Source organism: Acinetobacter sp. YH16044 (assembly GCF_013417145.1).
Taxonomy (GTDB): domain Bacteria; phylum Pseudomonadota; class Gammaproteobacteria; order Pseudomonadales; family Moraxellaceae; genus Acinetobacter; species Acinetobacter amyesii.
In genome coordinates, this window is record NZ_VPEK01000004.1 from 175,516 (window position 1) to 197,692 (window position 22,177).

General features: G+C 41.0%; 24 protein-coding genes. 11 read left to right on the forward strand and 13 right to left on the reverse strand.

Features of this window, described 5'->3' with window-relative positions; all coding sequences use genetic code 11:
- Nucleotides 1-22 precede the first annotated feature (22 nt).
- Both FTV38_RS04790 and FTV38_RS04795 read right to left on the reverse strand, forming a co-directional pair.
- Nucleotides 23-811, reverse strand: coding sequence for a tetratricopeptide repeat protein (locus FTV38_RS04790; RefSeq protein ID WP_180021630.1), 789 nt, complete (start codon nt 809-811; stop codon nt 23-25).
- An 81-nt stretch (nt 812-892) separates the two neighbouring features.
- Nucleotides 893-1,708, reverse strand: coding sequence for a helix-turn-helix domain-containing protein (locus tag FTV38_RS04795; protein WP_180021632.1), 816 nt, complete (start codon nt 1,706-1,708; stop codon nt 893-895).
- Nucleotides 1,709-1,811: 103 nt separating this feature from the next.
- Here FTV38_RS04795 and FTV38_RS04800 point away from each other — a divergent pair, with 103 nt between their 5' ends.
- Nucleotides 1,812-2,741: a DMT family transporter gene (locus tag FTV38_RS04800; RefSeq protein ID WP_180021634.1), complete on the forward strand. Its 930-nt coding sequence runs from the start codon at nt 1,812-1,814 to the stop codon at nt 2,739-2,741.
- A 51-nt stretch (nt 2,742-2,792) separates the two neighbouring features.
- Here FTV38_RS04800 and FTV38_RS04805 read toward each other — a convergent pair whose 3' ends face one another.
- Nucleotides 2,793-4,040 (reverse strand): YihY family inner membrane protein, encoded by a 1,248-nt coding sequence (locus tag FTV38_RS04805; protein ID WP_180021636.1) that lies wholly within the window; start codon nt 4,038-4,040, stop codon nt 2,793-2,795.
- Nucleotides 4,041-4,152: 112 nt separating this feature from the next.
- On the opposite strand from FTV38_RS04805, the gene wrbA reads away from it, so the two are divergent.
- A complete protein-coding gene (wrbA, locus tag FTV38_RS04810) occupies nt 4,153-4,746 on the forward strand; it encodes an NAD(P)H:quinone oxidoreductase (RefSeq protein ID WP_180021639.1) in 594 nt (197 codons plus the stop codon).
- 624 nt (nt 4,747-5,370) lie between these two features.
- Here the strand turns inward: wrbA and FTV38_RS04815 are convergent.
- The 4 genes from FTV38_RS04815 to FTV38_RS04830 all read right to left on the reverse strand — a co-directional run bounded on the left by FTV38_RS04815 (nt 5,371) and on the right by FTV38_RS04830 (nt 8,259).
- Nucleotides 5,371-5,769, reverse strand: coding sequence for a hypothetical protein (locus FTV38_RS04815; protein WP_180021684.1), 399 nt, complete (start codon nt 5,767-5,769; stop codon nt 5,371-5,373).
- A gap of 268 nt (nt 5,770-6,037) precedes the next feature.
- The gene (locus tag FTV38_RS04820; protein ID WP_078189246.1) at nt 6,038-6,613 is read right to left on the reverse strand and encodes a xanthine phosphoribosyltransferase; all 576 of its coding nucleotides are present in this window, start codon (nt 6,611-6,613) and stop codon (nt 6,038-6,040) included.
- A gap of 90 nt (nt 6,614-6,703) precedes the next feature.
- Nucleotides 6,704-7,417, reverse strand: coding sequence for a DUF3108 domain-containing protein (locus FTV38_RS04825; RefSeq protein WP_180010540.1), 714 nt, complete (start codon nt 7,415-7,417; stop codon nt 6,704-6,706).
- 158 nt (nt 7,418-7,575) lie between these two features.
- Nucleotides 7,576-8,259, reverse strand: coding sequence for a hypothetical protein (locus tag FTV38_RS04830; protein ID WP_111885941.1), 684 nt, complete (start codon nt 8,257-8,259; stop codon nt 7,576-7,578).
- Nucleotides 8,260-8,517: 258 nt separating this feature from the next.
- On the opposite strand from FTV38_RS04830, the gene FTV38_RS04835 reads away from it, so the two are divergent.
- Nucleotides 8,518-9,375 carry an energy transducer TonB gene (locus FTV38_RS04835; protein WP_218949928.1) on the forward strand — a complete coding sequence of 286 codons (858 nt, stop codon included), beginning with the start codon at nt 8,518-8,520 and terminating at the stop codon, nt 9,373-9,375.
- On the opposite strand, the gene FTV38_RS04840 is transcribed toward FTV38_RS04835, so the two are convergent.
- The 4 genes from FTV38_RS04840 to miaB form a co-directional block, all read right to left on the reverse strand.
- The gene (locus FTV38_RS04840) at nt 9,376-9,666 is read right to left on the reverse strand and encodes an antibiotic biosynthesis monooxygenase (protein ID WP_078189242.1); all 291 of its coding nucleotides are present in this window, start codon (nt 9,664-9,666) and stop codon (nt 9,376-9,378) included.
- Between the two features lie 62 nt (nt 9,667-9,728).
- The gene (gene ybeY, locus FTV38_RS04845) at nt 9,729-10,211 is read right to left on the reverse strand and encodes an rRNA maturation RNase YbeY (RefSeq protein WP_078192431.1); all 483 of its coding nucleotides are present in this window, start codon (nt 10,209-10,211) and stop codon (nt 9,729-9,731) included.
- A gap of 9 nt (nt 10,212-10,220) precedes the next feature.
- Nucleotides 10,221-11,312: a PhoH family protein gene (locus FTV38_RS04850; RefSeq protein ID WP_180021643.1), complete on the reverse strand. Its 1,092-nt coding sequence runs from the start codon at nt 11,310-11,312 to the stop codon at nt 10,221-10,223.
- A gap of 38 nt (nt 11,313-11,350) precedes the next feature.
- Complete coding sequence (gene miaB, locus FTV38_RS04855) at nt 11,351-12,808, reverse strand: tRNA (N6-isopentenyl adenosine(37)-C2)-methylthiotransferase MiaB (protein WP_180021645.1); 1,458 nt, start codon at nt 12,806-12,808, stop codon at nt 11,351-11,353.
- A 307-nt stretch (nt 12,809-13,115) separates the two neighbouring features.
- On the opposite strand from miaB, the gene FTV38_RS04860 reads away from it, so the two are divergent.
- The 5 genes from FTV38_RS04860 to FTV38_RS04880 all read left to right on the forward strand — a co-directional run bounded on the left by FTV38_RS04860 (nt 13,116) and on the right by FTV38_RS04880 (nt 17,769).
- Nucleotides 13,116-15,092, forward strand: coding sequence for a lytic transglycosylase domain-containing protein (locus FTV38_RS04860; RefSeq protein ID WP_180021647.1), 1,977 nt, complete (start codon nt 13,116-13,118; stop codon nt 15,090-15,092).
- 126 nt (nt 15,093-15,218) lie between these two features.
- Nucleotides 15,219-15,800 carry a ribonuclease I gene (locus FTV38_RS04865; RefSeq protein ID WP_257228650.1) on the forward strand — a complete coding sequence of 194 codons (582 nt, stop codon included), beginning with the start codon at nt 15,219-15,221 and terminating at the stop codon, nt 15,798-15,800.
- Nucleotides 15,801-15,970: 170 nt separating this feature from the next.
- On the forward strand, nt 15,971-16,957 hold the full coding sequence (locus tag FTV38_RS04870) for a malate dehydrogenase (protein WP_078189236.1): 987 nt from the start codon (nt 15,971-15,973) through the stop codon (nt 16,955-16,957).
- Nucleotides 16,958-17,145: 188 nt separating this feature from the next.
- The gene (locus FTV38_RS04875; RefSeq protein ID WP_180003486.1) at nt 17,146-17,406 is read left to right on the forward strand and encodes a DUF2789 family protein; all 261 of its coding nucleotides are present in this window, start codon (nt 17,146-17,148) and stop codon (nt 17,404-17,406) included.
- A 105-nt stretch (nt 17,407-17,511) separates the two neighbouring features.
- Complete coding sequence (locus FTV38_RS04880; RefSeq protein ID WP_111885950.1) at nt 17,512-17,769, forward strand: DUF2789 family protein; 258 nt, start codon at nt 17,512-17,514, stop codon at nt 17,767-17,769.
- A 52-nt stretch (nt 17,770-17,821) separates the two neighbouring features.
- Here FTV38_RS04880 and FTV38_RS04885 read toward each other — a convergent pair whose 3' ends face one another.
- Both FTV38_RS04885 and FTV38_RS04890 read right to left on the reverse strand, forming a co-directional pair.
- Complete coding sequence (locus FTV38_RS04885) at nt 17,822-18,349, reverse strand: hypothetical protein (RefSeq protein ID WP_180021650.1); 528 nt, start codon at nt 18,347-18,349, stop codon at nt 17,822-17,824.
- Between the two features lie 71 nt (nt 18,350-18,420).
- Nucleotides 18,421-19,023 (reverse strand): 2OG-Fe(II) oxygenase, encoded by a 603-nt coding sequence (locus FTV38_RS04890; protein ID WP_180021654.1) that lies wholly within the window; start codon nt 19,021-19,023, stop codon nt 18,421-18,423.
- A gap of 114 nt (nt 19,024-19,137) precedes the next feature.
- Between FTV38_RS04890 and FTV38_RS04895 the strand changes: the two genes are divergently transcribed.
- Genes FTV38_RS04895 through FTV38_RS04905 form a run of 3 tightly spaced genes read left to right on the forward strand, consistent with a single transcriptional unit; the run spans nt 19,138 to nt 22,013 of the window.
- Nucleotides 19,138-19,995 carry a 23S rRNA (adenine(2030)-N(6))-methyltransferase RlmJ gene (locus tag FTV38_RS04895; RefSeq protein WP_078189232.1) on the forward strand — a complete coding sequence of 286 codons (858 nt, stop codon included), beginning with the start codon at nt 19,138-19,140 and terminating at the stop codon, nt 19,993-19,995.
- A 41-nt stretch (nt 19,996-20,036) separates the two neighbouring features.
- Nucleotides 20,037-20,861, forward strand: coding sequence for a CDP-diacylglycerol--serine O-phosphatidyltransferase (pssA, locus tag FTV38_RS04900; RefSeq protein WP_078192422.1), 825 nt, complete (start codon nt 20,037-20,039; stop codon nt 20,859-20,861).
- A gap of 36 nt (nt 20,862-20,897) precedes the next feature.
- Nucleotides 20,898-22,013, forward strand: coding sequence for a DUF6670 family protein (locus tag FTV38_RS04905; RefSeq protein ID WP_180021656.1), 1,116 nt, complete (start codon nt 20,898-20,900; stop codon nt 22,011-22,013).
- Nucleotides 22,014-22,177 lie beyond the last annotated feature (164 nt).

Here is a 22,177-nt window from a genome sequence, read left to right on the forward strand (position 1 = left end):
ATGCAGCCTTTTTTTGATTGATCTATTCAGTGCTGCTTGATTGCGGTGGCTCATTCGGTTGTAAAGGGCCGGTGTCTTTCCATGTTTCATAGGTCTCGGCCATATGCTGTGAGTCGGTGTCTCCCAATCCACCTGCTTTGGCATACCATTGTCGCGCTTTTTCACCATCTCGAATGTCATAATGATAATAATGTGCCATTTTCATCGCCGCGTCAGCATCTTGCCCTTGTTCTGCGGCATAGCTTAAATATTCAGCTGCTTTGTCGGGTGTTGACGAAGGATGTTCAGAAAAATAATGTTGATTTCCCAAGACTTTGATCGCTTCGACATTCTTTTGTTTGGCTGCTTTTTCATACCAAATTTGCGCTTGGTGCTTATCTTGAATTAAGCCTTTTCCAGTGTCGTACATCCAACCAACGGTATATTCAGCAGCAGGATCATGGGTCTTTTTTGCAAGGTCTAGCACCCAGTGTGCAAGGAAAATATTGCCATCTTGCTGCATCTTTCGAATCACTTGATCTGCATGCGGGTTGCCTTGATAAGCTTGGGTCATCAACCATGCGAATGCGTCCGTAGTGCCTTGATCCGCAGCAGCTTTGTACCAATGTACACTTTGTTCGATATTTTGTTCTGTGCCCGTTCCACTGAGGTATAAATCACCCACTTTCATTTGTGCAGTCGCATCGCCCGTTTGAGCGGTTTTGAGTGCAGATTTAAATTCACGCTGTTCTTTGGAACTACAAGCCGTTAAAAATACGGCAGATAAACACAGCGCTAAAATGGTTTTTTTATTCATTCGAAATGGAGTCATTATCATTCTTTGTGGATTTTTTGATCTTAGCGGATTGTTGAATCACTTTATAGAGACCCTTATAGCTAAATTTAAACAAATTTAGGGCTTTAAGGCAGATTTTCTAAACTGATCTGGGGTGCAAAGCATCCATTTTTTAAACATATTAATAAACGCCGAGGCATTGGCATAGCCAAGTTCTAAGGCAATATTTTCGACGGTTTGGCCTGCGTTGAGCATGGACATGGCTTTCATAACTTTGAGACGTTGTCGCCATTCATGCAGTGACATCCCGAGTTCTTTTTGACAATATCGCGCCAGAGTACGTTCCGTCATATTTATCCGCTTTGCCAATTGCTCAAGCGTGCTCTGATCTGCAGGATGTTGATGTAAATAATCAAGCAGCTGTTTGAGGGCAGGGTGATCCGAATGCGGTAAATAACTACTGACCAGTTTGGCTTGACGCAGTTGATCTAAGATCACATGGAGTAAGCGTTGATACTCGGCCGTATTTTCCATGAGATCGGCATGTTGATGCAACAGACGCAAATGGCTGAATATCGCTGTAACTAAAGGTGAGCTGAGTAAAAGCCCCGGTTGTTTCGGCAAGTAGGTGCATAGAGATTCATGTACATATAAGGTTCCATGTGAAACCGCAGTACGATTTAAACCACTGTGTTCTAAATGTGGGGGAAGCCAGATACCATAAGGTGGAGGGGTAATATAGTCTATTTGATTGATGTTTATTTCCATCACGCCATTAAAGGCATAGACAAATTCACCCCAAGCATGCCCGTGGACGGGATAAACAGACAGTGCAGGATCATCACGAAAACTGATCCACAGGGCTGCTTGAATTTCATCGTTGGTGGGTAGTTGTTGGAACTGTGTATGATCTGCACGAGCTTTATGACGCATGAGAAATTTTGCCTGAATAAGAAGATCACTTGTCTATTTTGAAGTATATATTTTATTTCTGACAGTTCTATAGTGTTGCTTATCGTATTGTCGAGTAAAGAGTGTGGAACAGCGTAAGGCGCTAGATGCAAAAGCTTCTGGTCTGATGATTATTTTGTGCATGATTTTAGGGATTCAACAGATCATTTTGAAATTGGCCGCGGTTGATATTGCGCCGATCATGCAAATTGCCATTCGATCGGGTTTGGCTGCGCTGTTGGTCTTTCCACTGATTCGTCTCAAGCCGGGAACACATTTATATACACGCGAATACTTGCTACCGGGTATCTGGTTGGCGTTTTTATTTTCAGCTGAATTTATTTTAGTGGCAGAATCCCTGCGCTATACCTCTGCATCACATACTGTTGTCTTGCTCTATACCGCACCGATATTCGTGGCATTAGGTTTACATTGGAAGTTGCCTGAAGAAAAGCTTACAGCGATCCAGTGGGTCGGTATTTTTATTGCCTTTTCAGGTATTGTCCTGTCGTTTATGGGACGTGAAAGTAGCACTACAGTCAACACTCAAGCCCTGTTGGGTGATGCGATGGCATTACTTGCAGGGGTGATGTGGGCCTTGACCACCATTTCATTAAGACTCACCAAACTGTCTGATGCACCTCCGACTCAGACCTTGTTTTATCAGTTGGTTGGTGGATGCGTGTTTTTATTACCCGTGGCGTGGCTGACAGGACAAATGACTGTAAATTGGACCGTATTGTCCATCAGCAGCATGATTTTTCATGTGCTCATTATTTCATTTTTCAGCCTGATGTTGTGGTTTTGGCTGTTAAGTAAATATCTGGCCAATGGTCTGGGCGTTTTTTCATTTCTCACCCCAATCTTTGGTCTGGTCTTTGGCGTATTGATCTTAAATGAAACGATTGAACTGAACTTTATCTTGGGGACGGCCTTAGTAATGGTCGGGGTGATGACGGTAACCTTGCATCGATGGTTAGCTAGATTGATGGGACGTCAGCGTACAGCGATCTAAGAACATGCATAAATAAAAAAGGAGAGCTACGGCTCTCCTTTTTATTTAAGGTTATTTTTCTTCAAAAATAGTCGCAAGCGGAATCGAGAGTTTGGCCGCAAGATAATCATCCGATTCGACCAGTTGCGGTCCAATTTTTTCCATCCAGACATCATCTGGATCGACGTGACCTAAATCTTGGCGTTTAGGGAGGGGATAGGGAAGTTTACTGTAAAAACTCCAGAAATCCACTTGGGTCAAATTACGGACCAATACATAATGATCATCGTCAGTACGTTTAATCAGGTGCTGCTTTTCAAATAATAAAATATAGCTCGGCAGGCGACCAATTTCATCACGCCCTAAAACCTCAAGCGCTTCTTTTTCTGTCACGCTCTGACCAAGTTTTTGCTTTTTATAAAATAATTCCAGCAAATCCATCAACATAATCACAGGATGACGTTTTTGATCTTTGCCTGAATTAAAGGCGGTCAGTGCATAACTAATTTCTACCCCAATCAGCACGATATTCCATGAAAGGAATATCCAAAGTAGGAAAATTGGCACCGCAGCAAAAGCACCGTAAACGATTTGATAACTGGTGAAATTGGACATGACAAAACCAAAAAGGTTTTTGAGTAATTCAAATACCACGGCACTAAAGACACCCGCGATCAGCGCCGCCTTGATCGGCACACTACGGTTGGGAATCGTCCAATACAGAATGAAAAAACCTAAAATGGTCAATGAAAAAGACAAGATCCACAGCAGAAAAGCCCCATCCAGTTCATAGCCGGCAAAATTATTGCTGAGGACATTCATAGAGGCCAAGGTAGATGACACAACAAATGCGCTACCCAGTAAGATTGGGCCTAATGAGATAATAGTCCAATAGCGCATAAAGCCAATAATGCCGCCACGTGTCTCACGCACCCGCCAAATTCGGTTAAATACTGTCTCAATGCTGGTCAGCATCATAACTGTGGTAATGAATAAAAACAGTACACCAATAACAGTCAGGTTACTGGATTTATCGGTGAATGCATTCAGTGCTTTATCAAAAGCAATTGTCGTTTTCGGTAGAAAATTACTATAAATCAATTGTTGAAGCTGTTGACGAGCAGGTTCTAAAGCTTTAATTGAGGAGATGATGACCAAGAATACGGTCAACATGGGTACCACTGCAAACAAGGTAGTATAGGTTAATGATCCTGCTTGTTCACGGCAGCGATCGGCTTCAAAACGTCGAATGACAAATAAAACAAACTGAAACCATTTCTTGTCGTAAAAGGGAAGTTTTTTTAAAAATGCTTCGATCATTCGTTCAAGTCTCGAGTTATTTTAGTCATGTTTATGCAATTTTCATCACTTAGCTTAACCAAAAAATAGGAAAAATACCGTATAGTTTTCTTTTTTCATTGAATTTATAAAAATGACGCAAGCTTATGTACTGGTGCTGTATTACAGCAAATATGGTTCAACACGTGAGATGGCACATTTGATTGCCAATGGAATTGAAGCGTCTGGAATGGCGGTAAAAATACGTACCGTTCCAAATTTATCCGCTGTGGTGACTGACGTGCAGCCCAGTATTCCTGCCGAAGGCGATATTTACTGTAGCTTAGATGACTTAGCGCATTGCTCAGGTTTAGCCCTTGGTTCGCCAACACGTTTTGGTAATATGGCGTCGGAAATGAAATATTTCTGGGATCAAACCACAGCGCTTTGGCTCAATGGCGCATTACATGGCAAACCTGCCTGTGTGTTTACCAGTTCAGGTTCAATGCATGGGGGACAGGAAAGTACTTTGCTGACCATGCTGCCACCTTTGTTTCATCACGGAATGATGGTCATGGGTTTAAGTAATGCCCATCCGGCATTATCAAATACCAAAACGGGTGGTACACCTTATGGTGCAAGCCATGTCAGTGGTCCACGCCATGATCAGTCATTGAGTCAAGATGAGCGTAACTTGTGTGAAGAGCTGGGTAAACGCCTAGGCGAAGTCGTCAAAAAGTTGATTTGATACTTACTTGCTCTAGGAAGTTGCGCTAACTTTGTAGCGAACGGGCAAGAAAAGGCTTAAATATTGTACTTTTCTTGCTTTATTTACGTGTGACGTCTTTTTATTTATGACGTTGTATACTGCCCAAAATATAAAAATAAATCTGTCGAACCATTCCTGAAATATTAAAAATAAATGATATCAACAATATATTGAAAGTTTTTAAATATAGCCTGCTCAGTGATGGTTTCGAGTCGAATATTGCTCTCTCTTTGGGCGCGTTTTTTTTATTTTTTGATTACATGATTTGTATTTAAATTTCTTCTTCTTTGGGGTGTGTGATGTCTATTATTAATTTTCTAATAACTTTCCTATGTTCCGTATTGGCTGCATCTTCCTTGTGTACGGCAATGCCAGTTTATACAGTATGGATTTCCCGCAAGAGAAAAAGACGAAGAAAAAGAATTTTTAGCGAAACAAGATCAAGTTAATGTGGACTCAAAATCTTTAACTGATGTTTCAAAATAATTGATTCGCCATGGTTTCGAATAGCATTTCAATAGACTAGAAATACATATTAGAAAAACAATAACCTATTAAAAAAGAGCGTAGAAACGCTCTTATTTAATTTAGCAGCAATCAAAATTAGTCTTGATCTTCAGTTTTTGCTGCATCTTCAGGTTGAGATTCAACTTCAAAGCGTTGTTTGCAGGCCTTGCATTGGTAATCTAAAAATATATTTTGATCTACAATCACACCTGCTTTTTTACCAAAGCGATGGCCTAAAAAGCCGCCTGTGATGCCAACGCTAATCGCCCCGACAAAAGTCCCAATGGTTCCGCCCATAATCACGCCAAGTGGGCCAGCAGTCACGCCACCAATCGCAGCACCAATAGATGCGCCAGATGCCGCACCACCGACAGTCCCTGCAGCAGTTCCTGCACCACTGAGTAAGACACCACCAATTTTTTGTAAGTTTTGTTCATGGTTACGCTTTTCAATATGGGTTGATCCACATTTTGGACATTTAACTGTCGTTTCCATGTTTTGCTCTTCTGTATTCATAACTTTCCATAGCCTTAAAAAATAAAGTGGCCGAATTTATGGTGCAGCATAATGTAATTTGACAGATGAGTAGTTGACCCATTCGATCAAATGCAACGATTTTCCTGAATTTTATCGAGTTTTGCACACCGATGTTTTGTCTGCTTGTAACTAAGGCGTTAAAAAGTGCGCTTTATGTCACCTTAATGGCAAATTTTTAGCAAAAAAAAGAACACCCGATGTGTTCTTTTTTCTTTTGAACGCAAACTTAGTCACGAACAAATTCAACTGTACCATTCGCCAGTGATTTCACACGTGCCAATGATTCAACGCGATAGCCTTTTTCAAGCAAAATATCACGACCAGGTTGGAATGATTTTTCAATCACGATACCGATACCCAATACTTCAGCACTTGCTTGATGAATAAGATCTGCAAGACCTAAAGCCGCTTGACCATTGGCCAAAAAGTCATCAATCACTAAAACTTTATCTTCAGCATTGATGTGCTTTTTAGAAATCGCGATCGTGCTTTCAGTTTGTTTGGTGAAAGAAAACACTTTTGAGCGATACAAATCATCTTTTAAGGTCAAAGATTGATATTTACGTGCAAAAATCACAGGAACACCAAGTTCAAGACCCGCCATAACTGCAGGTGCAATACCTGAAGCTTCAATGGTGATGATTTTGGTAATGCCAGCATCTTTAAATAGACGGGCAAATTCTTGACCAATTTGCTGCATCATTACAGGGTCAATTTGGTGGTTCAAGAAAGAATCGACTTTCAGAACTTCTTCAGAGAGAACGATACCTTCAGCTAAGATTTTCTGTTCCAGAGCGTGCACGGGAGAATCCTCGAGGGGCAGGTGCTTTTTAAAGCAAAAGCGTATTTTAAAAAGCACCGTGAAAAATGCAAGCGAAATTGATCAAATCAATTAGTTTGTTGCACCTTTATAGCCCGTTAACAATAAACCGTAAGAGGTTTTATTGTCTTGGTGGGAAACTTTGACAGGTAGGTAATCTAGTTTTGGTGCTAACCAGAAAGTCGTTTGACGGCCTGGTTTGTCATGACGCATCACGACTTTAACGGTGTCAAAAGTTCCATAAGTGGTTTTCACTTTTTCAGTGCCTTGTTTCACGAACTTACGAGCTTCAACCTCTTTGGCATCGGCAATGTAGTAATTCGATTTCAAACCACCATTTTTTAAATCTTCACGAATTTGCAATTCAGCATTGAGTTCATCTAACACACCTGATTTCCACGCAAATGAACGCGCTTTATCATCTTTTTTGGTATTAATGGTTTTTGCGCCAGCATTGAAATTGATGTTCATGGTGTTGTTGTGCACCAAAATTTTGCTGCTGCGGCTAAAGCTGTTCGAGTGAATTTGGCTGCCATTTAAACTAAAACGACTGGTTTCAGTTGCAGAGGCCATCGCACCAGCTTTTGCTGCAAAAACATACGTCCAGTTATTCCCAGATTGTTTTAGGGTACGTGTTGCAGAACCCAAGTTTTTGCCGTTGTAATTAAACTGGTAGCTTGCTTGGAATGGACTCATGGCAAATGACTGACTTGAGAAACCAGTCAAAAGCAGTGTAGTCGATACCCCAGCAACAAGACCTAAATTTTTCAAAACTGAATGTGCCATAAGTATGGTTTTCCTATTCAATAGAAGTGCGGTGGGCTAAACCACCTGATATATTTATTATGCGGCTGGATTGTGGAGAATCACGTCACAAATCCGTGCCTAATGTATATATTGTGTAGCGTTTTTATAGGTTCAAGATGCCTAAGTACAGGATAAGTCTAGCTTTCCTTTTGCTTTATAGGCGTGACTTCATCGTCTTTTAAATTTGAATCATCCCAGTCTTCCATCCGTTCTTGCGACATTTTGGTGAACAATGCGGTTAAATTAACATTACCAATCACCACCAATTCGGCCTCACGTAAAACAGCATGGTTGACATGGACTTTGCCCAGTGTGTCGATAATCGATCGACTTTTACCGAGCCAGCGATTCAGGTCTAAATACAGTAAATCATCTTTAACTTTGATCACATTGAGCTTTTCCAAAATCATACCCAATGGATCTTGGTTGAGTACTTTTTGATAGAACCATAACGCCATGCGCACGCCCATCTTATACAGAACATTTGGATACTTTGCTTCAATCACTTGTGTATCACTAATTTGTTCAAATACGATCAATTGGGTTTGTTTGTTGAGTTCCATCTGTACCAGTTTTAAATCAACAGAGAGTGTTATGATCAGCCCGTTATAATCCAATGTGGCATACAGTCGAAGCCAGTCATCATGCAGGTCAGCATGCAAGTCTTTGAGCATTTTCACATTATCGGTGACAAAGCGCTGAAATGTCGCATTTAAAAACACTTGAGACATTGGGAATTCACGCTCATCTTCAATAAATCCTTCAGCTTTTTGGTACACTTGGCGTATACGTTTAGCGATATTGGAAACTAGCGTTTGCATAAGAAGTGCATCCTGACAAATTATGTTTTTTGACGATGTTTATCTTGTCGATTTCTATAAAAACACAAGGTTTTGATCTTGCAGTTTAGCAAAATAAATTGCACCATTTTCATGATTTTAATTGTGCATTATCTATGTGTTGATGGATTTCTCGTTTTCATCAAAAAATGAATACGAGTTTTATTTTATACTGTTTTAAGCAGTTTGGGGAATGCGGCAAATAGTCGGTTTAATGTGATGCTGAAAAAAATAACGTTCATGCCCTTGATGAAAGAGTGGTGGAAAGATCCCATATTTGCAACTGCGTTGGTGTTTGCTGCTGTGTTGCATTTGGCATTTTTAACCATGCAATTTACCATGCCCCAAGAGGCTGACTATAACACCAAAGAAATTGCAGTTTCTTTACGTCCTACGACGGAAAAAATTGAACATGCAGACTTTTTAGCGCAAGCCGATCAGCAGGGCTCGGGGACATTCCGTGAGTCGCATCGGATGTCGAGTGACATGCCTGCACCGATGATCGAACAAAAAGCCGGTGAGCAAAAAAGTGAAGCTTTAGAACAACTGCAACAAAAGAAAGAGCTCAGCTTTGAAGATAAAGTGTTGATGACAACTTTGAGTTGGCAAAAGCAAGCGGAAGAAAACAGTCGCAAAAAAGCCGTTGAGGAGTTGAATAGTCAGTTTCAGGCCAAGGCTGCGATGGTGGCGAGTATCGAAGCTCAATATTTACAACGTCAGCAAAACTTTAGCCGTCAGCAAAAAATTAAAACCATTGATGGTATTCAAGCCAAGCAAGATGTTTCTGCGGCCTATATGGAAAAATTCCGCGAAAAAGTCGAGTTTTATGGCAACCGTTATTATCCTGAAGCGGCAAAACAGCAACAGCTACGCGGTGAAGTACGTTTAATGGTTATTTTGAACAGTAATGGCGGGATTCGTGCCATTCGTTTGATCGAAAGTTCAGGTTCAAGTTTATTGGATGAAGCTGCAAAAACCTCTGTGCGTAAGGCGGCACCTTTTGGTTTGTTTGATGCCAAAATGAAAGACATCTCAGAACTTCGTATTGTGCGTACTTGGCGCTTTGATCCTGCAGAAGCAGAGTTTGAGGTGCGTTAATCAGTTGTGATAGCGTCGCAAAACTTCGCAGATTTCGACGCTAAAACTCGCATACCATTGGTTTTTCCCCAATTGTTGCGCCACCAGATGTTGTGCATCTTGTTGCCAAGCTCGAATGTCTTCTAAGGTATTCCAGTAGGAAAGGGCGATTTCATGCTCACCCTCTGTCAGCGCTTCAAAATGTTGACAGTTAAAGTGTGTCAAGGCTTTGTCTCTAAGCTGCTGTGCAGTCGAAAAATACAGCTCATCAAGCGTACGAATGCGTGCTTTAAAAATCACGACATATTGCATATCTTTCCTTCCTTGGTTTTTATAATGTTAAAAAAGCGAGCCGTAGCTCGCTTTTTGGGTTCTTAATCTCTTTCCAGATAAGGGTTATCAAACCCCAATTTGGCTAAAATCTCGATCTCCAAAGCTTCCATTTCTTCAGCATCTTCATCAGAGGTTTCATGGTCATAGCCCATGAGGTGCAACGTACCGTGTACCAGCATATGCGTAAAGTGGGTCAGAGGTGCTTTGCTTTGTTCTTGTGCTTCACGAAGAACCACAGGAATACAAATCACCAAGTCGCCAATCGGAAATGAGTCTAAAACCGCCGCCATTTCATCAGGTAGGTCGCTTGGAAAAGACAGTACATTGGTTGGTTTGTCTTTACCACGATATTCCAAGTTCAATTTGTGGCTTTCGTCATTGTCCACACATGCAATACCGATCTCACAATCACTTTGTGTATCGATATGACGTAAAGCCGTTTCCACGACTTTTTTGATATGCGCACGTTTCACCACCAATTCAGGTGACTGAAAATTTTGCTGCAAGGAGAGATTAAGTTTCAAAATGAATCCTTAAATGTTTTCGTCTTGATGCTGCCCATCAGCTTTAGCATCATTGTCCGCCACCAAGGCTTCCTGACGTGCTTTACGTTCTGCACGTTGTTCAGTCGTGAGGCGATGTTGTTCGCTGTCCCATCCCTCATAGGCTTCAACAATTTTTTGAACCAATTGATGACGTACCACGTCACGAGAGTGGAAGCGAGTAATATGAATTTCTTTGATTTTTTCAATCACACGTAAGGCATGTGCCAAACCAGATTGTTGACCACGAGGTAAATCGACCTGTGTAATGTCGCCAGTGATTACTGCACGAGAACCAAAACCTAAACGGGTGAGGAACATTTTCATTTGTTCAGGGGTCGTGTTTTGTGCTTCATCTAAAATCACAAAAGAATGATTTAAGGTACGACCACGCATGTAGGCCAGAGGAGCCACTTCAATCACTTGACGTTCAATCAGTTTTGCGACTTTTTCAAAACCGAGCATTTCATACAAAGCGTCATATAGCGGACGTAAGTAAGGGTCAATTTTTTGGCTCAAATCACCGGGTAAAAAACCCAATTTTTCACCGGCTTCAACCGCAGGGCGAACCAATAAAATGCGTTGAATTTCGTTACGTTCTAGCATATCTACAGCAGCGGCGACCGCGAGATAAGTTTTACCTGTACCCGCTGGGCCGATACCAAATGAAATATCGCTTTGTAAAATACGCTGTACATAGCGTTTTTGATTGGCACCACGTGGATTGATCCGACCTTTACGGGTTTGTAGATAAACATTGTCTAAACCGGTATGCTCATTTTCAGAAAAATCTTCCTGAATTTCGCGGTCAGTCTGACTGCCTTGAATCATCATGTGTAAAATGTCCGCACTAATCTGTAGATTGGTTTCGGACTCTTCATAAAGACGGTGAAGGAGACTTTCGGCTCTCTCTACCGCATCGATTTCCCCATCGACAAAAAAAGCATCTGCACGATGATAAATTTTGACATCTAAACGTTGTTCAATTTGTTTGAGATGACCGTTATAGGCACCGAGCATGCTTTGTAAACGGTCAAGTGGAATACCAGCAAAAGTTACAGTACGTCGAATCGCTGCAGTCAAGAGAATTCCTTTAAATTGGTCTGACGATTAAGCTTACATTACGCCACGTCAGGCTCAAGATTCAAGAGTTCACCATAAACAAACTTCAAAGTTTTAATATCGGTCACTTCAATCTCTGCAAAACGCCCAACCCATGCAGGATCACCAATGAAGCTGACCAAACGTGTATTGTCTGCAGTACCAATCAGCAAGTTCGGATCTTTGTCAGAAACAGACTCAACCAAGACACGTTGAATGGTGCCTAGCATGGCATCAGTTTTATCGATACTGGATTGTTTAATCCATTGTTGAACTTTTGCAAGACGTTCTTTTTTCACATCTTCAGGGGTGGTGTCTTCAAGTTCTGAAGCAGGAGTACCCGGACGTTTTGAGTAGATGAAACTGTATGAATGATCGAAGTCCATATCTTGGATAAATTGATAAGTTTCTTCGAAGTTTTGGTCAGTTTCACCCGGGAAGCCAATAATAAAGTCGCTAGATAAATGCATATCAGGACGAACTTGACGTAATTTGGCAATCTTATCGATATATACATCAATCGTGTGGTTGCGCTTCATGGCTTGTAGCACGTCGTTTGAACCACTTTGAACCGGTAGATGCAAGTGAGAAACCATTTGCGGTAAGTCACGGTAGCATTGAATCAAGTCATCGTTAAATTCAAGCGGGTGCGATGTGGTGTAACGAATACGACCAATCCCCGGAATCTCAGCGACTAAACGTAATAAGTCTGCAAAGGTACAGATTTCACCTTCAAAAGTTTCACCACGATAGCCATTCACGTTTTGGCCGAGTAATGAAATTTCACGTACGCCTTTTTCAGCTAAAGTGGCAATTTCAGCCAATACGTCATCGAGTGGGCGAGAAACTTCTTCACCGCGAGTATAGGGAACCACGCAGAATGAACAGTATTTAGAACAGCCTTCCATGATAGAAACAAAAGCTTTAAAACCTTCTACACGCGGTTCAGGTAAAAAGTCGAATTTTTCAATATCAGGGAATGAAATATCCACCAACTGAATTTTTTCTTTTTTCGGTTTGATCACTTGCTCAGTATGTTGATCCAACATTTGTGGTAAACGGTGTAAGGTTTGTGGACCAAAGACCATATCAACATAGGGTGCGCGTTTTTGAATGTTGTCACCTTCCTGAGAAGCAACACAGCCACCAACACCAATCACCAAGTCTGGATTTTTTTCTTTCAGCTTGCGCCAGCGGCCTAACTCAGAAAATACTTTTTCTTGTGCTTTTTCACGGATTGAGCAGGTATTCATCAGGAGAATATCGGCTTCTTTAGGGTCGTTCGTCAGCACATAACCGTGAGAGTCACCTAAAAGGTCGCCCATACGTTGACTGTCATACTCATTCATCTGACACCCTTGCGTTTCGATGTACAGTTTTTTCACTGCTCCATCTTGAGCTGGGGTGTGCTGTGGCTGGGTAACAGTGTTATCTGGGGCAGCTTGGGCACTATTGGGGATGAAGGTTTGAACCGTCATGTAGGCTCCTAAAGGAATTTTATGAAAATCAATAACCATACGTGGCTGACAGACAATTCAATCAATTGAATTGTGCAGCTGCGGAGGTCAAAAAGGGGATTTTAAGAATGGGCAATATTTTAGCAGTAATTTACTAGAAACTTACAGCCTAAAATTACAACTCTGCCATATTGATTTATGAAGTAAAAATGTTTGAAAATTAATATTGGCTAATCATAAGGTTACATAACAGAACACAATGCAGAGTTTAGAATTATTAAACTAATTCCTAAACAAAGTTCGATGTGCTGTAACTGAGCAGAATGACATGAAAGAAGGCAAGTGGATGTTAAAACATAATTTTAAACAGAAAAATTACGCTAAATTACTTGCTTTGAGTGTCGGGCTCTCCGGAATTTCTGCGTTTGTCCAAGCCGCAGATGAGCAGTTTAACGATGCTTTACGTGCTGCGAATGCAGGCAATATTAGTTTATTACAACAATACCAATCATCCATGCAAAATGACGTTTTGGGCTATTATCCAGAATATTGGTTACTGAATAACAATTTGGCTTCACAGCCAGCAAGTGCCATTATTAATTTTGCACAGCGCTATCCAAATTCGGCAATGGCAGAAAAATTAGCCGCAGATTATGTTGAAGAAAAAGTCAAACAAGCTGATTTCGCTACAGCACAGCCTGTCTTGCAATATGTGACTAATGCTGACCGTGCTGAAACATGTGCCATGGCTCAAGTCCGCGCAAAGTCGGGCGACCCTCTGGTCTACGCAGAATTTAAAGATGTATGGTTGACCACAAACTCACAACCTGACTCGTGTACGGGCTTGGGCCGTATGATGCTGTCGAGTCCTTTAATGACTCAAGATGACCGCCATCAACGGATGTGGGGACAGTTAAGAGCGGGTCAGTCAGGACAAGCGATTGCGACTGCGCAAACCATTGGCGTAAATATTAATTTGTCACAACTCAACACCATTCAAGCCAATCCACTGAATTATTTATGGTCTGCACCCAAAGCCACAGCTGAAGATCATGCATACCTGATTTATGCGATGGGTCGCTTGGCCGATAGCGACTTAAATGGCGCGATTTCTTCGGTGAAACGTGCAGCAGAAGGCACACCAGCCGATGTGCAAAAAGCCCTATACCGTAGTGTCGGGTATATCGGTGGTACAACGGTAATGAAAAATAATTTCAACCGTGAAGTTCTAAATTATCTTGATTTGAGTTATGGACTGCCTTTTAGTGCAGAAGAAGCCGAGATTTATGCGCGACAAGCCATTCGTTTTGGCGCATGGGAAAGTGTCATTCGTGCAATTGATGCGATGAGCGTTTCGCAAAAGCAAGAAGACCGTTGGCAATATTGGTTAGCACGAGCATCTGAACAACGTGGAGATGCCTCATCTAAACGTGCGGCAAAAGACATTTATCGCAAGCTTGCCGTTGGCGATGATTACCATAATTTGTTAGCACGTGACAAAATTGGTCAGTCTTATAACAATATTCCGTCAAATGTGCAGCCTTCGTCACAAGATGCGCAGCGTCTCAGTCAGGATATTCACTTCCGTCGTGCCTTTGCATTGCGCAATATTAATGCATCTGACAGCTATATTAACCGTGAATGGAACTGGGCAGTGCGTCAAGCCTATTTAAAGCATGATGATGGCATGATTCTTGCCGCAGCTAAACGTGCAACCGATATGGGGTGGTATGATCGGGCGATTTATGCGGCAGATCGAACCACTAAACAGCACAATTATGCTTTACGTTATGCTATGCCGCATCAAAATTATGTGGTGAGTCATAGTCGTAATGCCGGCATTGACCCTGCATGGGCTTATGGTTTGATGCGTCAAGAAAGTCGGTTTGTCACTAGCGCACGTTCACATGTCGGTGCCGGTGGTTTAATGCAAATTATGCCAGACACCGCAAAATTGGTGGCTCGTCAGATGGGGGAGAGTTATAACCCCGCTGCATTAACGGATATGAATACCAATATTCGTTATGGCACTTTCTATTTATCGATGATTCAACGTCAATTGAGTAATAGTCCAGTCTTAGCGACCGCAGGTTACAATGCGGGTCCAAATCGTGCTCGACGCTGGCAGCCTGAATATCAAGCAATTGCAGCGGATCAATATACGGAATCGATTCCATTAACGGAAACTCGAGACTATGTAAAACATGTGATGACCAATGCAACCCATTACGGCCTTTTATTAGGTCAGGGGCCACAATCGATTGAAAAAAGAATGCAAATGATTCCATTACGGAATGCGCAATAAATTTTAAAGCAAGATGCGCCTGTTTTTAGGCGCAATATGGGTAAATGATGAATGCCGAAAATGGACATTAGACCTGCTTATCGAATACTGACATCACTGCTCATCGGCAGTGGTGCAGGCTTTGGTATGTCTATGCTTTCGGCTGCACCGGTTGTAAAAGGGTATGTGATGGATGTGCAAATGGTGCCTGCTGTTTGCGCCTATGACCCATTAAAAAGTAAAAAACGTAAATGTTTAGAAGGGTATTCACTCAATATCACGGGACTATATCCAGAAACTTCTACCCGTGATTGCACCACCAATAGTTCAGCTAAACTTTCTCCGTTGCAAGCCAAAGTGGTTGCACGGATTATGCCTGATGAAAATGCTCGCGTGGCGCTTTGGCACACTACCGGCGGCTGTATCCCAATGAATGCTAGTCAGTATTTCAGAACCATTATTAATCATGCAGATAAACTAAAAATTCCAGATGAATTGACTAGCCAAGAAACCCAATCCATTCAAGCCAATGTCTTGCGTAATAAAATGTTGCGTATGAACAGCGGATTGGTATCCCAAAGTATTGAATTTAACTGTATGCAAACCCGTGGTGGCAGTTTACTGACCGAGATTAAAATTTGCTATAAAAACAATGGGCAGTATAAAAGTTGCCCTGCGACTATCGTCGGAAATTGTCCTGCAACTTTCATAATTAAAGGTTCTTTCTAAGCTTTTTTCGGCATTTTATTTATATTTCCTATCATACTTTTGTTGAAAAGCATTCTCTTTTACATGCAAGCGTCAAAAGATTGGAGTACAATCTTTGCCGTTTATGATTATTAAGATTAGATAGAACAGCTATTTAATCATTATGACCTTCCTCAATTGGAGATAATTACATGAAGCAAGCAGTTCGTGTTGCCGTTACTGGCGCAGCTGGTCAAATCGGTTATAGCTTATTATTCCGTATCGCAAGCGGTGAAATGTTGGGTAAAGACCAACCAGTTATCCTTCAATTATTAGAAATTCCAGTTGAGAAAGCTCAACAAGCGCTTAAAGGCGTAATGATGGAACTTGATGACTGCGCATTCCCTCTTTTAGAAGGTATGATCGGTACTGATGATCCTAAAGTTGCATTCAAAGATGCTGACTACGCTCTTCTTGTAGGTTCACGTCCACGTGGTCCTGGTATGGAACGTGCTGACCTTCTTAAAGTAAACGGTGAAATCTTCATCGGTCAAGGCCAAGCGCTTAACGAAGTTGCTAGCCGTGACGTTAAAGTTCTTGTTGTAGGTAACCCTGCAAACACTAACGCTTACATCGCAATGAAATCTGCTCCAGATCTTCCAGCGAAAAACTTCACAGCAATGTTACGTCTTGACCACAACCGTGCGTTAACTCAACTTGCTCAAAAAGCAGGTGTTGCAGTTTCTGACATCGAAAACATGACAGTTTGGGGTAACCACTCTCCAACGATGTATGCTGACTACCGTTTTGCAAATGTAAACGGCGAAAGCTTAAAAGACAAAATCAACGATGCTGCTTGGAACAAAGACGTATTCCTTCCAACTGTTGGTAAACGTGGTGCTGCGATCATCGAAGCACGTGGTCTTTCTTCTGCTGCTTCTGCTGCAAACGCTGCAATCGACCATATGCGCGATTGGGCTCTTGGCACAAACGGCAAATGGGTAACTATGGGTATTCCTTCTGACGGTTCTTATGGTATTCCTGAAGGCGTAATGTTCGGTTTCCCTGTAACAACTGAAAACGGCGAATACAAAATCGTTCAAGGTCTTGAAATCGACGAATTCAGCCGTGAACGTATCAACTTCACTCTAAACGAGCTTGAAGAAGAACGTGCAGCAGTTGCTGACATGGTTAAATAATTTAATTTTTTAAATTAAATTATAAAAAGGCACTCCATTTGGGGTGCTTTTTTTATGGCCTGCGAAAAATACCACGCTTAATTTTTGAACAAAAAATAACACGTTGAGATGCTGTTGCAACTGACAAAGTCAAATAAACAGATAACTATAAAGATGGGAAAAATGTTATTGGCTTGAGGAGAACGGCAATGTTTGATCAACAACCGACGTTGGAACTATTTTTTGAACAATTGGGGTTGGATGCAACTCCGGAAGGCATCGATCAATTTATCGAAACGCATCAAATCACCATGGATGTTCCATTGCATGAAGCGCCATTTTGGACAAAGTCACAGCGTGACTTTATTATCAGTCATTGGAAAAAAGATGATGACTGGGCCATAGTGGTCGATATTTTAAATGAACAATTGCATACAGAACATAAGCTTTCCGGATCATGCAAAATCTAAATACAATTTGAAACAACAAACCTAGTTTTAACGCTAGGTTTTTTTAGCTTCATCATATAAGTTAATTAAATAATAAATGACAGATTAGTTGATAAGGAGGGCGAGATGCTCAATCAAAATAAACCATCCTTAGCTTTATTGTTTTCTCAATTGGGGTTAGCCAGCAGTCCAGCTGCGATCGAGTTATACGTGCGTACGCATCAGCTTGCTGCAAGTGAAAATTTACATGATGCGCCGTTTTGGAATAAAGCGCAGCGTGATTTTCTAATCAGTCATTTAGTGCAAGATGATGATTGGGTAATTTGGATTGATGAGCTGAATCAGCAGTTGCATATGGATGCATATAAGCTGCAGCCAGCATAAATTTCATTTCTCCACAAATAAAAAAACACCTCCTCGGAGGTGTTTTTTTTATTTAGTGCAGTTTGCTTTGGCGTAATTCTGCAAACCAGTCTTCTTGGCGATATGGATTAAATGCAGGATGCTCAAGTAAAGTGGTCAGTTTGAATTCTTGAGATTTGCAGTATTTATTTAACCAGTGGCGGGTTAAAGCAGGTTCCTGTTTTACCGCAGAGGCATAGGCCAGGTAGAAGTAAATGTCGCCATGTTCAGCTTTGGACATCGGTTTCATAATCTGCTGGGTAATCAGGGCATAGCGCTGCTCTTGGGTAATTTCAAAAAATATCATATAAGCTTTGGCTAAATGTACAGACAAATTGATGTATAGCTCAATCGGCATTTCTTCAAATTCAATCCGGCTTTGCTCAAGTAGAACAATGGCTTCTTGCAGAAAATACACTTGTTCTTGATGGTTCTTGCTTAAGCCAACCAATTGCAGACGTAAGTCAGCACGCTCAAGGGCAAGTTTAGGGCTGTTGCCTTGTAGAAATAATTGATCAGTTTCGCCAATACGCTGAATGATTTTATGACTGTTTTGACGCATCGGGTACATCCTCATCTATGAATGACTCATATATGAGGATAATTTAGGGGATTTAAAGGATGAATATCGAATTACCACATCGTGCTGTCATTACGCAGCCACGCCGTAATCGATAAACGCTGATGTTTGGCTTCGAGTACCTCGTGTAACAGGTCACTTTGGAATAAAGCAATGCGATTCGGTTTAGGTTCTAAAATATGCCAAACATCATTCTTATCTTGTAAGCGCAATTCACCGCCCCAGTCGGCTTGCCAATGTTCATGCAAATAATAAACTGCTGAAATGACACGTCCATTTTTGCCTTGAGGATTATCTTTATGCAGGGCATAAAATTCACCTGCGTTATAACAGGCAAAATGTGCTTCGACTTCGTGAATGCCAGAAAAAAATGCGCGATTAAATTGTTCTGATAAATGTTGTAACGCTTGAACGTGTTCTTGTGCGACATCTAAGGTGTCGTTAATCCATAAAATATGATCACTTCTAATTTTACTGATGACCCCATTTTGTACGGCTGCATCCCTAAATTTATTTAAATTTGACATACATTCTTCAACAAGTGCATGTATATATTCAGCAGGATAAGCGTCATCAATAATGCTAAACCCGTGTTGATCTAAATCATCGAGGATTTGATCAACGGGCCAAGACTTTGGGAGAAAGGCTGTTTCCATATACGATCCATAAAGTTGTGGAAAAAAAGGTGACGTATTCTAGAGCAAGAATAGCATCGGAATGAAACTATTTTTCATGCTAAAATGTCCGTTGATATCAGGAATTAAAGAAACATGAATTACCGTCACCATTTCCATGCAGGCAACTTTGCCGATGTGATGAAGCACGTTTTGCTGCTTCAGTTATTAAGTCGACTGAATGCAAAAGATAAACCTTATCGCTATGTAGATACACATGGTGGTGCAGGTAAATATGATCTTTCGACCTCTGAAGCACAGAAATCAGGTGAGTTTTTAAATGGTATTCATCGTTTAGTTAAGCTCGATGATTCGATTAAGCGTAATGCGCCTGAAGGTGTTCAACAATATTTAAAAGTTGTTGAAAAAATGCGTGAAAACTTTGGTAAAGGCGCTTACCCAGGCTCTCCATGGTTTGCGCTCGAAGGCATGCGTGAAACTGATAAAGCCACGATTTTTGAAATGCAGCGTGATGTGTTCCAACAATTGCGCCACAATATTTTTGATAAACGTGCAGGCTTGCATGAGCGTGATGCTTACGAAGGTTTATTGGGCGTAATTCCACCAAAAGAAAAGCGTGGTTTGGTCATGATTGACCCGCCTTACGAATTAGAACGTAAAGATTTTCCACAGCTTGTAGAATTATTGGTGGCTGCTTATAAAAAATGGCCGACAGGCGTTTTTGCGGTATGGTATCCAATTAAAGACCGCGCGATGATTGAACGTTTTGAAAAGAAAATGTACAAAACCGGCATTCGTCGTCAGTTGGTTTGCGAAATTTGTGTATGGCCAGATGACACTCCAGTCGGTCTAAATGGTTGTGGTTTATTGGTGATTAACCCACCTTGGAAATTCTCTGAAGATGCGGATGAAGCATTACAATGGTTGTTCCCACATCTTCGTATGAATGAAAATGGTGGTCATGCAGCCGTACGTTGGTTGGTTGGCGAATAATTTTAAACTTGAAAAAGAAAGGTCACAGTTAGGATCGAACAATGACAAATACAAATAAACCTGAGCGGGAAATTTCTTCAAAGGATGAAAATGCATTTGATGGCATTACATTTGAAGTTGAAGAAGAGGAGCACACCCATGAAGGGCATAAAGTGAAACGTCGTGGGATCTATCTGTGGCCAAACTTGATTACAACTGCAGCGTTGTTATCCGGCTTTTATTCAATAATTGCCAGTATGAATGGTGAGTTTCAACAAGCCATTTATGCCATTTTCCTTGCAGCATTATTTGATGGTTTGGATGGCCGTGTCGCACGTGCTATTGGCGCGCAAAGTCCATTTGGTGAACAGTTTGACTCCTTATCAGACTTGCTAGCATTTGGTGTTGCACCTGCCATTTTAATGTATAGCTGGAGTCTAAATGACTTAGGCCGTATTGGCCTTGCAGCATGTTTTGTTTACACCGCATGTGCAGCCTTCCGTTTAGCACGTTTTAACGTACAAATCGGGGTTGTCGATAAACGTTATTTTATTGGTGTTGCAAGTCCACTCGCAGCCGTTATGATTATTTCATTGGTATGGGTAGGTATGGATATCCCTGCGGTCTTCGACTTACGCGAAACAGGTATTCAGATTTTTAATGCGGTAGTGATTATTGCAGTGGGTCTATTGATGATCTCAAATGTAAAATACTATTCATTTAAAACGGTGGATCGTCGCCGTGTTCCATTTGCGGTATTACCAATCATAGTCTTCATTTTAGCTGCTGTAACGTATAATATTCCAATGGGTATTTTAATTATTTCAGTAATTTATGCATTGTCTGGCTTTGTCACAACCTTAATGGCAAAAAAGGCTGAAGCATGAGTTAAAACATGAAATAAAAATGAAAAGGAGCTTGATATGCAGATATTTCAAGATTTCTTGGATCAATCAAGACGATTGAATCAAGCTCCAGATATGCAACATAAAAAAATAAATCTACATGCGCCGAATACGCCTTACCCTTCAGTCCATTATGGACTCTGTCTACCGAATCTTCCTGCGCCCTTACATTATCTTAACTTTATAAGTTGGCTCGGTCAGCCTCAGATTCCCGCTTTTCAAAATCCTGTGTCCATTCAACAAGACGAACTCAATACAGCCACAGTATTGACCAGTGTGAGCGGTCATATGGTTGGGCAATTACAATCATATTCCATCAAAGACGACTGTGGTCTGAGTGATACTGTCTTTAAATTTAGAGATAAAGAGCAGATTGGTTGGGATGGAGCAGTATTTCAAATCCATCGAGAAGATACTGAACTCAGTTTAGATTTGTCCGTGCAAACAACCGATATTTCTTCGTGTTTAATTAAATTAAGATTAGGTCTAGCTGAATATTGGTCGGTGATGTGCCAATGTGAAGGTCAAATCAAATTTCAGAGCCAGATGTATGATGTAAATCAGTTGGCTGTTTTGTCTTATGCACAAATACGCAAGTTTCCATATTTACCTTTAGCGTTTTATACCCATCAGGTGATCAACCTTAGCCGACAGCGTCAAATCATCTTTATGCAAACGCGAGACCGCTATAACAATATTTTGAGTTCACGTTTATATCTAAGAGATTTAAATCAGCAGCAAGTGTTCATGGCAGACCAAGGTGTGTTCTTTAAAGTCATGCGCGTTTATCCTGTGGTTAAAACCCCAAATTTGCAAAAAATGTATTTGCCACGTGAATTTGAATGGATTTACCAAAATGACAAACTGAAAATACATGTACAAGCGCAGAGCCGTGGGGATTTTAAATTTGGACTCGGCGCAGGCTATGCAGGAAGCTTTAACTATCAAATTAAAATCAACGACGAAATCGAGTGTGGGGAAGGTGGCTACTGTGAATATGTCGATTGTCGAGCTTTAAAATGGCAAGAAAAGAATGAAAAAGATAAATTAACGGACAAATATGGAAATATTGTCCCTTTTATGCTCAAAAATAGTAAAAAAACTCAATTTAGTAGAATAAATAAACAAACGTAATGAAAAACTAAAAATAAATGAAAAAGGGTGTTGCAACGGATGTGAAATGCTGTAGAATGCACATCCATCGGCGGTGATGAAGATTAAAACTTCTGGTAAAACAATGACTTGGTTGAATTGATTAAGTTGGGTTTTATTTGATAAGTTTAAAAATAATTTAAATT

Coding starts and splice junctions, on each gene's coding strand:
- FTV38_RS04790 (WP_180021630.1), bottom strand. CDS start 811: ATGACTCCATTTCGAATGAATAAAAAAACCATTTTAGCGCTGTGTTTA.
- FTV38_RS04795 (WP_180021632.1), bottom strand. CDS start 1,708: ATGCGTCATAAAGCTCGTGCAGATCATACACAGTTCCAACAACTACCC.
- FTV38_RS04805 (WP_180021636.1), bottom strand. CDS start 4,040: ATGATCGAAGCATTTTTAAAAAAACTTCCCTTTTACGACAAGAAATGG.
- wrbA (WP_180021639.1), top strand. CDS start 4,153: ATGACGCAAGCTTATGTACTGGTGCTGTATTACAGCAAATATGGTTCA.
- FTV38_RS04815 (WP_180021684.1), bottom strand. CDS start 5,769: ATGGAAACGACAGTTAAATGTCCAAAATGTGGATCAACCCATATTGAA.
- FTV38_RS04825 (WP_180010540.1), bottom strand. CDS start 7,417: ATGGCACATTCAGTTTTGAAAAATTTAGGTCTTGTTGCTGGGGTATCG.
- FTV38_RS04830 (WP_111885941.1), bottom strand. CDS start 8,259: ATGCAAACGCTAGTTTCCAATATCGCTAAACGTATACGCCAAGTGTAC.
- FTV38_RS04835 (WP_218949928.1), top strand. CDS start 8,518: ATGCCCTTGATGAAAGAGTGGTGGAAAGATCCCATATTTGCAACTGCG.
- FTV38_RS04840 (WP_078189242.1), bottom strand. CDS start 9,666: ATGCAATATGTCGTGATTTTTAAAGCACGCATTCGTACGCTTGATGAG.
- miaB (WP_180021645.1), bottom strand. CDS start 12,808: ATGACGGTTCAAACCTTCATCCCCAATAGTGCCCAAGCTGCCCCAGAT.
- FTV38_RS04860 (WP_180021647.1), top strand. CDS start 13,116: ATGAAAGAAGGCAAGTGGATGTTAAAACATAATTTTAAACAGAAAAAT.
- FTV38_RS04865 (WP_257228650.1), top strand. CDS start 15,219: ATGTCTATGCTTTCGGCTGCACCGGTTGTAAAAGGGTATGTGATGGAT.
- FTV38_RS04870 (WP_078189236.1), top strand. CDS start 15,971: ATGAAGCAAGCAGTTCGTGTTGCCGTTACTGGCGCAGCTGGTCAAATC.
- FTV38_RS04875 (WP_180003486.1), top strand. CDS start 17,146: ATGTTTGATCAACAACCGACGTTGGAACTATTTTTTGAACAATTGGGG.
- FTV38_RS04880 (WP_111885950.1), top strand. CDS start 17,512: ATGCTCAATCAAAATAAACCATCCTTAGCTTTATTGTTTTCTCAATTG.
- FTV38_RS04885 (WP_180021650.1), bottom strand. CDS start 18,349: ATGCGTCAAAACAGTCATAAAATCATTCAGCGTATTGGCGAAACTGAT.
- FTV38_RS04890 (WP_180021654.1), bottom strand. CDS start 19,023: ATGGAAACAGCCTTTCTCCCAAAGTCTTGGCCCGTTGATCAAATCCTC.
- FTV38_RS04895 (WP_078189232.1), top strand. CDS start 19,138: ATGAATTACCGTCACCATTTCCATGCAGGCAACTTTGCCGATGTGATG.
- pssA (WP_078192422.1), top strand. CDS start 20,037: ATGACAAATACAAATAAACCTGAGCGGGAAATTTCTTCAAAGGATGAA.
- FTV38_RS04905 (WP_180021656.1), top strand. CDS start 20,898: ATGCAGATATTTCAAGATTTCTTGGATCAATCAAGACGATTGAATCAA.